The sequence below is a fragment of the Pseudomonas batumici genome (genome assembly GCF_036585405.1).
Taxonomy (GTDB): Bacteria; Pseudomonadota; Gammaproteobacteria; order Pseudomonadales; family Pseudomonadaceae; genus Aquipseudomonas; species Aquipseudomonas batumici.
In genome coordinates this window covers 6074719-6088693 of record NZ_CP144470.1, presented here as the reverse complement: position 1 = coordinate 6088693, position 13975 = coordinate 6074719, and the positions used below count along the sequence as shown (strand labels likewise).

The following is a 13975-nucleotide window of genomic DNA, read 5'->3' as shown; positions in this document are numbered from 1 at the left end:
AAAGGAAAACGCCCGATCCAGTCACCTGGATCGGGCGTTTTCATTGAGCCGCCAGTCGAATCACATGTGTTTGATCAGCGCATCGCCAAAGCCGGAAGACGACACCAGCGTCGCTCCGTCCATCAGGCGCTCGAAGTCATAGGTCACGGTTTTCGCACCAATGGCGCCATTGGTGCCCTTGATGATCAGGTCGGCCGCTTCGGTCCAGCCCAGGTGCCGCAGCATCATTTCCGCCGACAGGATCAGCGAACCGGGGTTGACCTGGTCCTTGCCCGCGTACTTGGGCGCCGTACCGTGGGTCGCCTCGAACATGGCCACGGTGTCGGACAGGTTGGCACCCGGCGCGATACCGATACCGCCCACTTCGGCGGCCAGGGCGTCGGACAGGTAGTCGCCGTTCAGGTTCAGGGTCGCGATCACGTCATACTCGGCCGGACGCAGCAGGATCTGCTGGAGCATGGCGTCGGCGATGGCGTCCTTGACCACGACATTGCGCCCGGTCTTCGGGTTCTTGAACTGCATCCACGGACCGCCATCGAGCAGCGTCGCACCGAACTCCTCGGCCGCCACTTCATAGGCCCACTCCTTGAAGGCACCTTCGGTGAACTTCATGATGTTGCCCTTGTGCACGATGGTCAGCGACTTGCGATCGTTGTCGACGACATATTGCAGGGCCTTGCGCGCCAGGCGCTTGGTGCCCTCTTTCGACACCGGCTTGACGCCGATCCCGCAGTCCTGGTCGAAACGGATCTTGGTCACGCCCATTTCTTCCTTCAGGAACTTGATGACCTTGTTCGCTTCCGGCGAACCGGCCTTCCATTCGATACCGGCGTAGATGTCCTCGGAGTTCTCGCGGAAGATGGTCATGTCGACATCGCCAGGCTTCTTGACCGGGCTGGGCACGCCTTCGAACCAGCGTACCGGACGCAGGCAGACGTACAGGTCGAGCTGCTGGCGCAAGGCCACGTTCAGCGAACGGATACCGCCGCCCACCGGCGTGGTCAGCGGGCCCTTGATGGAGACAACATAGTCCTTGACCGCGTCCAGGGTTTCCTGGGGCAGCCAGGTGTCCTGGTCATAGACCTGGGTGGCTTTCTCGCCGGCGTAGACTTCCATCCAGGAGATCTTGCGCTTGCCACCGTAGGCCTTGTGCACCGCCGCGTCGACGACCTTGATCATCACCGGGCTGATATCGACGCCAATACCATCGCCTTCGATGAAGGGGATGATCGGGTTGTCAGGAACATTGAGAGAATGGTCTGCGTTGACGGTGATTTTGTCGCCGACTGCCGGAACCTGAATCTTCTTGTATCCCATGTTGAACTCCATCTATGGATTGAACATCTGGCTGCGTTCGAGCGTACCCCGTTTGCTTGCGCGCGGGAACCTCACACCCGACCCGTCTGCCGCGAAAAACCTTGAATTCGCAGCCTACAAGCTTGAAATCAAAGGTAAAAATGCCAAAATAGAGCACTTCTTGCGACGCCTTGCCACAGCTCCCCCTGCGACAGTTAGACCAATGGACGAGTGTAGTCGCTTATGAAGCATCGGCGTTTTGCCAGCAACCTATGTATAATCGCGCCGCTGACCGTGGGGTCACGCCGGCCGACCGCTCTGCTACCGGAAAATGTAGCCGAGACTTTCCGCCCAAAGCCGGATTGCTACCGCAGTCCGACCGCTTGACGCTCGACTGATGCACCCAACATCACCGCGCGCGAAGAAACCTCGACATTCGGCTCATGGATGACTTTTGAACGAACGCGCTTACCCGGCGCATCTCGAGTTTCTGCGCCTGCTTTAGCAAAGAAGAGAGTTAACCCGATATGCCCAACCGTTCGAAGATCATCTACACCTTCACCGACGAAGCCCCTGCCCTCGCCACCTATTCGCTGCTGCCTATCGTAGAGGCCTTTACCGCTTCGGCCGATATCGCCGTGGAAACCCGCGATATCTCCCTGGCCGGACGCATTCTCGCAAGCTTCCCCGAACAATTGGGCGCCAAGGCCGTGCCGGATCACCTCGCCGAACTGGGCGAGCTGGCCATCACCCCCGAAGCCAACATCATCAAGCTGCCGAACATCAGCGCCTCGGTGCCACAGCTGCAGGCCGCGATCAAGGAACTGCAAGCCCAGGGCTTCAACATTCCGGACTACCCGGAAACCGTCACCAACGACGCCGAGAAAGACGCCCGCGCGCGTTACGACAAGGTCAAGGGCAGCGCCGTGAACCCGGTCCTGCGCGAAGGCAACTCCGACCGCCGCGCGCCGCTGTCGGTCAAGAACTACGCACGCAAGCACCCGCACAAGATGGGCGCCTGGGCTGCCGACTCCAAGTCCCACGTGGCCCACATGAGCAGCGGCGACTTCTACGGCAGCGAAAAAGCCGCCCTGATCGAGGCTGCCGGCAGCGTCAAGATCGAGCTGATCGCCCAGGACGGTACTTCCAGCGTCCTGAAGGAAAAGACCAGCGTCCAAGCCGGTGAGATCCTCGACTGCGCCGTGCTGAGCAAGAACGCCCTGCGCAGCTTCATCGCCGCTGAAATCGAAGACGCCAAGCAACAAGGCGTACTGCTGTCGGTTCACCTGAAGGCCACCATGATGAAGGTCTCCGACCCGATCATGTTCGGCCAGATCGTCGCCGAGTTCTACAAGGACGCCCTGGCCAAGCACGCCGCCGTGCTGGAGCAGATCGGCTTCAACCTGAACAACGGCATCGGCGACCTGTACGCCCGCATCAAGACCCTGCCGGCCGATCAGCAGGCGCAGATCGAAGCGGACATCCAGGCGGTCTACGCCGCTCGTCCGGCGCTGGCCATGGTCAACTCCGACAAGGGCATCACCAACCTGCACGTGCCGAGCGACGTGATCGTCGACGCCTCGATGCCGGCCATGATCCGTGACTCCGGCAAAATGTGGGGCACCGACGGCCAGCTGCACGACACCAAGGCGGTGATCCCGGATCGCTGCTACGCCACCATCTACCAGGCGGTGATCGAAGACTGCAAGCAACACGGCGCCTTCGACCCCACCACCATGGGCAGCGTGCCGAACGTCGGCCTGATGGCGAAGAAAGCCGAAGAGTACGGCTCCCACGACAAGACCTTCCAGATCAAGAGCAACGGCGTGGTTCGGGTTTCCGACAACACCGGTCGCACCCTGCTGGAACAAAACGTGGAAGCGGGCGACATCTTCCGCATGTGCCAGACCAAGGACGCGCCGATCCAGGATTGGGTCAAGCTGGCCGTCAACCGTGCTCGCGCCAGCAGCACCCCGGCGATCTTCTGGCTGGACCCGATGCGCGCCCATGACGGCGTGGTGATCGAGAAGGTCCAGACCTACCTCAAGGACCACGACACCAGCGGCCTGGACATCCAGATCATGTCGCCGGTCGACGCGATGAAGTTCACCCTGGCCCGCACCCGCGAAGGCAAGGACACCATCTCGGTCACCGGCAACGTGCTGCGTGACTACCTGACCGACCTGTTCCCGATCATGGAACTGGGCACCAGCGCCAAGATGCTGTCGATCGTTCCGCTGATGAATGGCGGCGGCCTGTTCGAAACCGGCGCTGGCGGCTCGGCACCGAAGCACGTCCAGCAACTGGTGGAAGAAAACTTCCTGCGCTGGGACTCCCTGGGTGAATTCCTCGCCCTGGCCGCTTCCCTGGAACACCTGGGCGTGACCTACAACAACCCGAAAGCCCTGGTGCTGTCGAAGACCCTGGACCAGGCTACCGGCCTGTTCCTCGACAACAACAAGTCGCCATCGCGTAAGGTCGGCAACATCGACAACCGCGGCAGCCACTTCTACCTGGCGCTGTACTGGGCCCAAGCCCTGGCCGCGCAGAGCGAAGATACCGCGCTGCAAGGCCAGTTCACCCAGCTGGCCAAGACCCTGACCGAGAACGAGGCGACCATCGTTGCCGAGCTCAACGCCGTCCAGGGCAAGCCAGTGGACATCGGTGGCTACTACCACGCGAGCGCCGATCTGATCAGCAAGGCCATGCGTCCGAGCGCCACCCTCAACGCGGCGATTGCTGCGCTGGTGTAAGCTCTTCGCAGTACCACAAGCCCCGGCCCAGTGCCGGGGTTTGTGTTTCCACAACCGGAGAATCTCCCTATGGAATGGCAACCCCACATCACCGTCGCCACCGTCGTCGAAGACAACGGTCGCTTCCTGCTGGTCGAAGAGCTGCAGGACGGACAGACGGTCTTCAACCAACCCGCCGGTCATCTGGACCCGAATGAAAGCCTGAGCGAAGCGGCTATCCGCGAAACCCTCGAAGAAACCGGCTGGGACGTCGAACTGACCGGCGTCATCGGCATCTATCTCTATACCGCCCCCAGCAACGGCGTGACCTACCAGCGCGTGTGCTTCGCCGGCAAGCCAGTCAAACATCACCCCAACTATCAACTGGATGACGGTATAATCGGCCCACGCTGGCTGACCCGCGACGAATTGCTGGCGTTACGCCCACAATGGCGCAGCGAACTGCTCATCCGCTGCCTGGACGATTATCTGGCAGGCCCCCTGCACAGTCTCGAGCTGATCCGCCCTTCTCTTTAGCCTTGCGGGCCCGGGCCTGTTAGAATCGCGTCCTTTTTCAAAGACACTCATTGAATCCCTATGCGTGATCCAGCTGCCACCGCCCCAGAAAACCTGCGCGTCATCGTCGGCATGTCCGGCGGCGTGGACTCTTCCGTTTCCGCCGTCCTGCTGATGGAGCAGCGTTACCAGGTGGAAGGCCTGTTCATGAAGAACTGGGAAGAAGACGACGGAACCGAGTACTGCACCGCCATGGACGACCTGGCGGACGCCCAGGCCGTGTGCGACAGGATCGGCATCAAGCTGCACACCGCCAACTTCGCCGCCGAGTACTGGGACAACGTGTTCGAACATTTCCTGGCCGAATACAAGGCCGGACGCACGCCGAACCCGGACATCCTCTGCAACCGCGAAATCAAGTTCAAGGCGTTCCTCGACTACGCCATGATGCTCGGTGCCGACCTGATCGCCACCGGCCACTACGTGCGCCGCCGCGACATCGACGGCCGCACCGAACTGCTCAAGGGCCTGGACCCGAACAAGGACCAGAGCTACTTCCTCCACGCCGTCGGCGGCGAGCAGATCGCCAAGACCCTGTTCCCCGTCGGCGAGCTGGAAAAGCCCGAAGTACGCGCCATCGCCGAGAAACACCAGTTGGCCACGGCGAAGAAGAAGGACTCCACCGGGATCTGCTTTATCGGTGAACGGCGCTTCAGCGACTTCCTCAAGCAATACCTGCCGGCCCAGCCGGGCGAGATCAAGACCACCGACGGCGAAGTCATCGGTCGCCACCATGGCCTGATGTACCACACCATCGGCCAGCGCCAGGGCCTGGGCATCGGCGGCCTGAAGGACGCCAGTGACGAGCCGTGGTACGTGCTGCACAAGGACCTGGAACACAACGAACTGATCGTCGGCCAGGGCAACGACCACCCGTGGCTGTTTTCCCGCGCCCTGCTCGCCTCCGAGATCTACTGGGTCAACCCGGTGGACCTGAGCGTGCCGCGCAAGCTGACGGCCAAGGTCCGCTATCGCCAGGGCGACCAGTCCTGCACCCTGGAAAAAACCGAACACGGCTATCGCGCCGTGTTCGACGAACCGCAGCGCGCCGTGACGCCGGGCCAGTCCGTGGTGTTCTACGACGGTGAGGTCTGCCTGGGCGGCGGCGTGATCGAAGTCGCCGAGCCCTGGACCTTCAAGGACCCGCGCCCATGAGCCCGACCCAGGAGCAATTGACGGCGCTGGGCGGTGTGTTTCTCGCGGCGGTACTGGTGGACAGGATCGCCAAGACCGGCCAGTCCAGCGAATCCGGCCTGATCTGCATGCTCGGCAGCCTGCTGGTGCGCGATCCCAAGGACACCCTGGAAGTCTATGGGGGCGACGACCTCCAGTTGCGCGACGGCTACCGTGCCCTGATCGGCGCCCTGGAGCGCGATCCCAGCACCCTGCAACGCGAACCGCTGCGCTACGCCCTGTCGATGCTGGGCCTGGAGCGCCAACTGGCCAAGCGTGACGACCTGCTGGACATCATCGGCAAGCGCCTGCCGCAGATCCAGTCGCAGGTCGAGCATTTCGGCCCCACCCATGAAAACGTGGTGGCGGCCTGCGGCGCCCTGTACCAGGACACCCTGAGCACCCTGCGCCAGCGCATCCAGGTGCACGGCGACATGCGCAACCTGCAACAACCGAGCAATGCCTCGAAGATCCGCGCCCTGCTGCTGGCCGGCATCCGCTCGGCGCGCCTGTGGCGACAACTGGGCGGCCATCGCTGGCAACTGGTGGTCAGCCGGCGCAAGCTGCTCAAGGAACTCTACCCGTTGATGCGCAGCGCCTAGGCGCTGTGATCGGCGAAAAGCGCAACACACCGGTCGGTTGGCAACAGACCGGTGGTTATTTTCGTGTATGATACGCGCCCCATTTCGTTGCCCGACTGTCCGAGAACACCCCATGCAGCTCTCTTCGCTCACTGCGGTTTCCCCTGTTGACGGCCGCTACGCCGGCAAAACCCAGGCCCTGCGCCCTATTTTCAGCGAATACGGTCTGATCCGTGCTCGCGTCCTGGTGGAAGTGCGCTGGCTCCAGCGCCTGGCCGCCCACGCCGAAATCGGCGAAGTTCCGGCGTTTTCCGCCGAAGCCAACGCGGTACTGAACACCCTCGCCGAAAATTTCTCCCTGGAACACGCCGAGCGTGTCAAGGAAATCGAGCGCACCACCAACCACGACGTCAAGGCGATCGAGTACCTGCTCAAGGAACAGGCCGCCAAGCTGCCTGAACTGGCCAACGTCAGCGAATTCATCCACTTCGCCTGCACCAGCGAGGACATCAACAACCTGTCCCACGCCCTGATGCTGCGCGAAGGCCGTGACGACGTGCTGCTGCCGCTGATGCGCCAGATCGCCGAAGCCATCCGCGAACTGGCCCAGCGCTTCGCCGCCGTGCCAATGCTGTCGCGCACCCACGGCCAGCCGGCCTCGCCGACCACCCTGGGCAAGGAACTGGCGAACGTCGTCTACCGCCTGGAGCGCCAGATCGCCCAGGTCGCCGCCGTGCCGCTGCTGGGCAAGATCAACGGCGCCGTGGGCAACTACAACGCCCACCTGTCGGCCTACCCGCAGATCGACTGGGAAGCCAACGCCCGCGCCTTCATCGAAGACGAACTGGGCCTGGGCTTCAACCCCTACACCACCCAGATCGAACCGCACGACTACATCGCCGAGCTGTTCGACGCGATCGCGCGCTTCAACACCATCCTGATCGACTTCGACCGCGATATCTGGGGCTACATCTCCCTGGGCTACTTCAAGCAGCGCACCATTGCCGGCGAAATCGGTTCCTCGACCATGCCGCACAAGGTCAACCCGATCGACTTCGAGAACTCCGAAGGCAACCTGGGTATCGCCAACGCACTGTTCCAGCACCTGGCCAGCAAGCTGCCGATCTCCCGCTGGCAGCGCGACCTGACCGACTCCACCGTGCTGCGCAACCTCGGTGTCGGCTTCGCCCACAGCGTCATTGCTTACGAAGCCAGCCTCAAGGGCATCGGCAAGCTGGAGCTCAACGAGCAGAAAATCGCCGCCGACCTGGACGCCTGCTGGGAAGTCCTGGCCGAGCCGATCCAGACCGTCATGCGTCGCTACAACATCGAAAACCCGTACGAAAAACTGAAGGAACTGACCCGCGGCAAGGGCATCAGCCCGGAAGCCCTGCAGACTTTCATCGACGGTCTCGACATGCCTGCGCAGGCCAAGGCCGAGCTGAAAAAGCTCACCCCGGCCAACTACATCGGCAACGCCGTGGCCCAGGCCCAGCGTATCTGATCGCGCCGTACCCGCTCTGAACGCCCGGCTGAGCCGGGCGTTTTTATTCCAGTCTGAAAAATACGTTTTTTCAATAGGTTACACATGAATCCTGATACTCCTCTGCAACTTCTGGGTGGCCTCACCGCCCGGGAATTCCTGCGTGACTACTGGCAGAAGAAGCCGCTGCTGATCCGCCAGGCCATTCCGGATTTCGAAAGCCCGATCGACGCCAACGAACTGGCCGGCCTGGCCCTGGAAGAAGAAGTCGAATCGCGCCTGATCATCGAGCACGGCGAGCGCCCCTGGGAAATGCGCCGTGGTCCGTTCGCCGAAGACGCCTTCAGCCAATTGCCGGAACGCGAGTGGACCCTGCTGGTGCAGGCCGTGGACCAATTCGTCCCGGAAGTCGCCGAGCTGCTGGAACACTTCCGCTTCCTGCCGAGCTGGCGCATCGACGACGTGATGATCAGCTTTGCCGCGCCCGGCGGCAGCGTCGGTCCGCACTTCGACAACTACGATGTGTTCCTGCTCCAGGGCCACGGCCAGCGCAACTGGAAAATCGGCCAGATGTGCGATTCCGACAGCCCGCTGCTGGAACACGCCGACCTGCGCATCCTCGCCGAGTTCGAGGAAACCGCCGAATGGACCCTGGAACCCGGCGACATGCTCTACCTGCCGCCACGCCTGGCCCATTGCGGCGTCGCCGTGGACGACTGCATGACCTATTCGGTGGGCTTCCGCGCGCCGAGCGCCGCTGAAGTGCTGACCCACTTCACCGACTTCCTCGCCCAGTTCCTGCCGGACGAAGAGCGCTACACCGACGCCGACGCGCAACCGGTGGCCGATCCGCACCAGATCCAGCACGACGCCCTCGACCGCCTGAAAAGCCTGCTGGCCGAGCACATGAGCGACGAGCGCCTGCTGCTCACCTGGTTCGGCCAGTTCATGACCGAACCGCGCTACCCGGAACTGGTGGCCGGGGCGGAACTCGAGGAAGAAGACCTGCTCGATGGCCTGCAACAGGGCGCGGTGCTGATCCGCAACCCGAGCGCGCGCCTGGCCTGGTCCGAAGTCGACGACGACCTGCTGCTGTTCGCCAGCGGACAGAGCCGCCTGCTGCCGGGTAAACTGCGCGAGCTGTTGAAAATGGTCTGTGCGGCCGATGCACTGCATGCGGATAATCTGCAGCCATGGCTGGCCGATGAAGATGGGCGCGCCCTGCTCTGCCAGCTGGTCAAACAAGGAAGCCTGGGATTTGCCGATGAATAAGATTCACGTACGTGTCGCGGACTGGCAGAAGGATAACGCCGAGATTCGGCGCATTCGTGAGTCGGTGTTCATTGCCGAGCAGGCGGTTCCGCCGGAACTGGAGTGGGACGCCGATGACAGCAGCGCCGTGCATTTCCTGGCCTTCGAGGGTGACTTCCCGATCGGCACCGCACGGCTGCTGCCGGACGGCCATGTCGGCCGGGTTTCGGTCCTCAGGGACTGGCGTGGGCTGAAGGTCGGTGACGCGCTGATGCAGGCGGTGATCGGGGAAGCCGAGAAACGCGGCCTCAAGCAACAGATGCTCAGCGCCCAGGTCCAGGCGACCCGGTTCTATGAGCGCCTGGGGTTCAGCATTGTCAGCGAGGAGTTTCTCGAAGCCGGGATTCCCCACGTGGACATGGTGCGCAACTCCGCTTGAAGCACCCGCTCGCTACAACCCAAGACGCCCCGACTCCGGGGCGTTTTGCCGTCCGCGATTCAACTTGACCCACCAATGGCCGAGAAACTGTCAAACTCAAGCCATTGCCAAGTCCACCGCGGAGATAACGGACATGTCCCTACGCACCCTGCTCACCGGCCTGCTGCTGGCCTGCACCCTCAGCGCCCAGGCCGCCACCGAAATCATCCCCCTGAACTACCGCACCAGCGCCGACCTGCTGCCGGTCGCCCGGGATTTCATCGGCAAGGACGGCAAGGTCAGCGCCTACCAGAACCAGCTGATCGTCAATGCCGAACCCGACAAGATCAGTGAGCTGCGCGATTTCCTCGGCCAACTGGATAAACCCGCCAAGCGCCTGCTGATCAGCGTCGACACCAGTGAAAACAACGACCAGAACGATGCCATCAACGGCCAGAACCAGACCCGCATCATCACCTATGGCACCGCGAGTCGCGACGGCGGCCTGCAACAGGTGCAGACCGTCGAAGGCTCCCCGGCGCTGATCCAGGTCGGCCAGAGCGTGCCGCTGACCACCGCCATCAGCACCAATCAGTCCTTCGGCACCAGCACAAGTGCCGGCTCTGCCACCGGCACTGGCACGACGCAAACCCTGAACCCGAACCAACAGCCACTGACGCAGATCCAGAACCAGTACCGCAACGTGACCCAGGGGTTCTACGTCACCGCCAGCGTCACCGGCGACATCGTTCACCTGTCCATCAGTACCAATCGTGACCGGATCAGCCAGGAGCGTCAGGATGTAGTGAACGTGCAAAGCACCGACACAACCGTCAGCGGACGCCTGGGCGAGTGGATCACCCTGGCCGGCGTCAACGGCCAGAGCCAAGCCGACCGGCAGGCGCTAACCCGCAGCTACTCGACCTCCGGTCGCAATGACATGACTTTGCGGGTGAAAGTCGACACCTTGGACTAAGACACCAAAAACTGACCGATGAGTCGTATTAGACCAAAGATGTAGTGCTGATAAAAAAGCACTACAAATCGTTTGACGCGCCAAAAAACCGAAGGCATGATGGCCTCGCTCCCGCTAATCAGGGGCCCTGGCAAGGGCCTTCGGATCGCCGCTCTAACCTACCCACCTGAGCCGATTCGTGTCTGTACCGCCCACAAGGTGTGTTTGACGAGATTGCGACTGGAACGAAGTTGTCCCGAGGGACGGAAGCGTAATCAGGTAGAACGGCAAGACCTCTGAAGTCCGCATGAAGGCCCACGACGCCCCAATGCGCCCGACGGATCGCCCTCGCCTCGCTCACTTCCCCCTTGAGCCCCATCGTTCAATCGTCGCATTCCCCGCCAGACCGCACCTGAGTGCCTAAGCTTCTGGTCAGCGAGCAGCCGTTTGCACAACAAGTTGCGCATCCGGTGGAGCAAGGAATTTTCTACCCAAGACCTATGCGACGAGGTTTATCTCCATGGCACTGACACGCGAACAGCAAATTGCAGCCCTTGAAAAAGACTGGGCTGAAAACCCGCGCTGGAAAGGCGTGACACGCACTTACTCCGCCGCTGACGTGGTCCGCCTGCGTGGCTCGGTTCAACCTGAGCACACCCTGGCCCGCATGGGCGCCGAGAAGCTCTGGAACCTGGTCACCCAGGGCGCCAAGCCGTCCTTCCGTCCGGACAAGGATTTCGTCAACTGCATGGGCGCCCTGACCGGCGGCCAGGCCGTGCAACAGGTCAAGGCCGGTATCCAGGCGATCTACCTGTCGGGCTGGCAAGTGGCCGCGGACAACAACTCCGCCGAATCCATGTACCCCGACCAGTCGCTGTACCCGGTGGACTCCGTGCCGACCGTGGTCAAGCGCATCAACAACTCGTTCCGTCGCGCCGACCAGATCCAGTGGAAAGCTGGCAAGAACCCGGGCGATGACGGCTACATCGACTACTTCGCACCGATCGTAGCCGACGCCGAAGCCGGTTTCGGCGGCGTCCTGAACGCCTACGAGCTGATGAAGAGCATGATCGAAGCGGGCGCCGCCGGCGTGCACTTCGAAGACCAGCTGGCTTCCGTGAAGAAATGCGGCCACATGGGCGGCAAGGTTCTGGTGCCAACCCAGGAAGCCGTGCAGAAGCTGACCGCTGCTCGCCTGGCAGCCGACGTGGCCGGCGTACCGACCATCATCCTGGCCCGTACCGACGCCAACGCCGCCGACCTGCTGACCTCCGACTGCGACCCGTACGACCAGCCGTTCGTCACCGGCACCCGTACCCAGGAAGGTTTCTACAAGGTCCGCGCCGGCCTCGATCAAGCCATTGCCCGCGGCCTGGCCTACGCGCCGTACGCCGACCTGATCTGGTGCGAAACCGCCAAGCCGGACCTGGACGAAGCCCGTCGTTTCGCCGAGGCCATCAAGAAGGAATACCCGGACCAGATCCTGTCCTACAACTGCTCGCCCTCCTTCAACTGGAAGAAGAACCTGGACGACGCCACCATCGCCAAGTTCCAGCGCGAACTGTCGGCCATGGGCTACAAGCACCAGTTCATCACCCTGGCGGGCATCCACAACATGTGGCACAGCATGTTCAACCTGGCGCACGACTACGCCCGCAACGACATGACCGCCTACGTGAAGCTGCAGGAGCAGGAATTCGCCGACGCGGCCAAGGGCTACACCTTCGTGGCGCACCAGCAGGAAGTCGGCACCGGCTACTTCGACGACATGACCACCGTGATCCAGGGCGGTTCCTCCTCGGTGACCGCGCTGACCGGTTCGACCGAAGAAGAACAGTTCCACTGAGTCCGCAGCGAGCAAGCGGCCATTCCAGAGCGGTCAAGAATTAACTGGAATGCCTGAAAAACTGACGCCCCGACTGGTTCGGGGCGTTTTTTTGCCGGTCCGATCGCGAAAACACTGATCCAGGGCGGTATCAATTGCGACAAAAAGCGCTAAAACGACGCGCGACGCAACTTTCATCGCGAGTGCGTTTAAACCCACTACACTCCCTTCACCGCCCACCACCTTCATTGGAATCCGCTAAACGATATCAATTATCATTCAATATTCACTTCGTTCATTACAGCCTGGATAAAACATAATTAACAAAAAGGCCCCTAATGCCCACGCCGCATGGCCTGCGAGCCATCGAGACCTCAGCATGTCCTTATTCCAGCCAATAATTTCGCTATAGAAAATTTACTTGCCCGGTGTTTAGCCATAAAATCACCGGGATAGATTGCACTGCGACATATCGTCACTGCTTTTACTTCTTTATCACGCTCAGAGCCCTTGCGCTCTGTTAAGGATTACCCGCATGACCGAAGCGACCGGACTCATGGCCCACAACTGGGGCTTTGCCATTTTCCTGCTCGGCGTCGCCGGCCTCTGTGCCTTCATGCTCGGTGTATCCAGCCTGCTCGGGTCAAAAGCCTGGGGACGCAGCAAAAACGAACCGTTCGAGTCCGGCATGCTACCCACCGGTAGCGCCCGCTTGCGGCTCTCCGCCAAATTCTATCTGGTCGCGATGCTGTTCGTGATCTTCGATATCGAAGCCCTCTTTCTCTTTGCATGGTCTGTGTCGGTACGCGAAAGCGGCTGGGCCGGATTCGTCGAAGCACTCGTTTTCATAGCAATTCTGTTGGCAGGTCTTGTCTACCTTTACCGAGTGGGGGCGCTTGATTGGGCTCCGCAAGCTCGTCATAAGCGGCAGGCGAAGCTGAAACAATGAGGCTTTGGCAATGCAATACAATCTCACCCGAATCGACCCGGATGCTCCTAACGAGCAGTACCCGATTGGCCAACGGGAAACCGTTTCCGATCCGTTAGAAGATCAAGTCCACAAGAACATCTTCATGGGCAAGCTGGAAGACGTGCTGAACGGCGCGGTCAACTGGGGGCGCAAGAACTCCCTGTGGCCGTACAACTTCGGCTTGTCCTGCTGCTACGTGGAAATGACCACCGCCTTCACGGCGCCCCACGACATCGCCCGCTTCGGCGCCGAGGTTATCCGGGCATCGCCGCGCCAGGCGGATTTCATGGTTATTGCCGGCACCTGCTTCGTCAAGATGGCGCCGATCATCCAGCGTCTCTACGAGCAAATGCTCGAGCCCAAGTGGGTCATCTCCATGGGTTCGTGCGCCAACTCCGGCGGCATGTACGACATCTACTCCGTGGTCCAGGGGGTGGACAAGTTCCTGCCCGTGGACGTCTACGTGCCTGGCTGCCCGCCCCGTCCCGAGGCTTTCCTGCAAGGCTTGATGCTGCTGCAGGAATCGATTGGCCAGGAGCGTCGCCCACTTTCCTGGGTCGTCGGTGATCAAGGCGTGTACCGCGCCGAGATGCCGTCGCAAAAGGAACAGCGCCGCGAACAGCGTATTCAGGTCACCAACCTGCGCAGCCCCGACGAAGTCTGATCCAGATCCGCTCTGTATTAAAGAAACGAGAAGCTGGCTTCATTCTTTACG

At 61.6% G+C, this 13975-nt stretch carries 12 protein-coding genes; 11 read left to right on the top strand and 1 reads right to left on the bottom strand.

The features are described 5' to 3' along the window. Nucleotides 1–60: 60 nt before the first annotated feature. Nucleotides 61–1317 carry an NADP-dependent isocitrate dehydrogenase gene (gene icd / locus NUH87_RS27855; protein WP_040069303.1) on the bottom strand — a complete coding sequence of 419 codons (1257 nt, stop codon included), beginning with the start codon at nucleotides 1315–1317 and terminating at the stop codon, nucleotides 61–63. A gap of 506 nt (nucleotides 1318–1823) precedes the next feature. On the opposite strand from icd, the gene NUH87_RS27850 reads away from it, so the two are divergent. The 11 genes from NUH87_RS27850 to NUH87_RS27800 all read left to right on the top strand — a co-directional run bounded on the left by NUH87_RS27850 (nucleotide 1824) and on the right by NUH87_RS27800 (nucleotide 13924). Continuing rightward, nucleotides 1824–4049, top strand: a complete 2226-nt coding sequence (locus NUH87_RS27850) for an NADP-dependent isocitrate dehydrogenase (protein ID WP_338523515.1) — start codon at nucleotides 1824–1826, stop codon at nucleotides 4047–4049. 69 nt (nucleotides 4050–4118) lie between these two features. Continuing rightward, complete coding sequence (locus NUH87_RS27845) at nucleotides 4119–4565, top strand: NUDIX hydrolase (RefSeq protein WP_338523514.1); 447 nt, start codon at nucleotides 4119–4121, stop codon at nucleotides 4563–4565. Nucleotides 4566–4625: 60 nt separating this feature from the next. After that, nucleotides 4626–5759 (top strand): tRNA 2-thiouridine(34) synthase MnmA, encoded by a 1134-nt coding sequence (gene mnmA / locus NUH87_RS27840; protein ID WP_338523513.1) that lies wholly within the window; start codon nucleotides 4626–4628, stop codon nucleotides 5757–5759. After that, nucleotides 5756–6379, top strand: a complete 624-nt coding sequence (gene hflD, locus NUH87_RS27835; RefSeq protein ID WP_338523512.1) for a high frequency lysogenization protein HflD — start codon at nucleotides 5756–5758, stop codon at nucleotides 6377–6379. The genes mnmA and hflD overlap by 4 nt, the downstream gene beginning before the upstream one ends. A 112-nt stretch (nucleotides 6380–6491) precedes the next feature. Continuing rightward, nucleotides 6492–7862, top strand: a complete 1371-nt coding sequence (purB, locus tag NUH87_RS27830; RefSeq protein ID WP_040069310.1) for an adenylosuccinate lyase — start codon at nucleotides 6492–6494, stop codon at nucleotides 7860–7862. 84 nt (nucleotides 7863–7946) lie between these two features. Continuing rightward, a complete protein-coding gene (locus NUH87_RS27825; RefSeq protein WP_040069312.1) occupies nucleotides 7947–9113 on the top strand; it encodes a cupin domain-containing protein in 1167 nt (388 codons plus the stop codon). Then, a complete protein-coding gene (locus tag NUH87_RS27820) occupies nucleotides 9106–9531 on the top strand; it encodes a GNAT family N-acetyltransferase (RefSeq protein ID WP_040069313.1) in 426 nt (141 codons plus the stop codon). Before NUH87_RS27825 ends, NUH87_RS27820 begins: the two co-directional genes overlap by 8 nt. 133 nt (nucleotides 9532–9664) lie before the next feature. Continuing rightward, nucleotides 9665–10486 carry a secretin N-terminal domain-containing protein gene (locus NUH87_RS27815; protein ID WP_338523511.1) on the top strand — a complete coding sequence of 274 codons (822 nt, stop codon included), beginning with the start codon at nucleotides 9665–9667 and terminating at the stop codon, nucleotides 10484–10486. A gap of 499 nt (nucleotides 10487–10985) precedes the next feature. Continuing rightward, a complete protein-coding gene (gene aceA / locus NUH87_RS27810) occupies nucleotides 10986–12311 on the top strand; it encodes an isocitrate lyase (RefSeq protein WP_017123838.1) in 1326 nt (441 codons plus the stop codon). Nucleotides 12312–12825: 514 nt separating this feature from the next. Continuing rightward, nucleotides 12826–13239 (top strand): NADH-quinone oxidoreductase subunit A, encoded by a 414-nt coding sequence (locus NUH87_RS27805; protein ID WP_040069318.1) that lies wholly within the window; start codon nucleotides 12826–12828, stop codon nucleotides 13237–13239. A 10-nt stretch (nucleotides 13240–13249) separates the two neighbouring features. Beyond that, nucleotides 13250–13924: a NuoB/complex I 20 kDa subunit family protein gene (locus NUH87_RS27800; RefSeq protein ID WP_040069320.1), complete on the top strand. Its 675-nt coding sequence runs from the start codon at nucleotides 13250–13252 to the stop codon at nucleotides 13922–13924. Nucleotides 13925–13975 lie beyond the last annotated feature (51 nt).